This is a genomic window from Mordavella massiliensis, assembly GCF_016901695.1.
GTDB lineage: Bacteria > Bacillota > Clostridia > Lachnospirales > Lachnospiraceae > Claveliimonas > Claveliimonas massiliensis_A.
This window is the reverse complement of sequence record NZ_JACJKS010000098.1, coordinates 1-279: the sequence shown is the minus strand read 5'-3', so window position 1 is coordinate 279 and position 279 is coordinate 1. Positions and strand designations below refer to the sequence as shown.

General features: G+C 46.6%; 1 protein-coding gene. It reads right to left on the bottom strand.

Annotated features, from left to right (window positions below):
* Positions 1 to 279: transposase (locus H6A20_RS13265; protein ID WP_204907553.1), on the bottom strand; the 279-nt coding region annotated here is incomplete at both ends.

The following is a 279-nucleotide window of genomic DNA, read 5'->3' as shown; positions in this document are numbered from 1 at the left end:
GAAGTTTTAGGGTGACACCAGGAAAGGGAGAAGTTCTTCAAAATAAACTGGTGAAACTTTAAAGAACACCGGGGAATTGAGGAGAAACACCAGAAAAAAGCGAAGAGCCACTGTGGATCTTTGGAAAGCTTGAGCTTTCCGCAGGTGAGAAGGATACGCCTGCGGAAGGATTCAAAGCTGTGGAGGCCGAAGGAGACACGCTTCAGGACTTTGATCTTGTTGTTCAGGCCTTCGCTTAAACCATTGGACTTCCCGTACTTCCAGCTATTCTGTATGTAG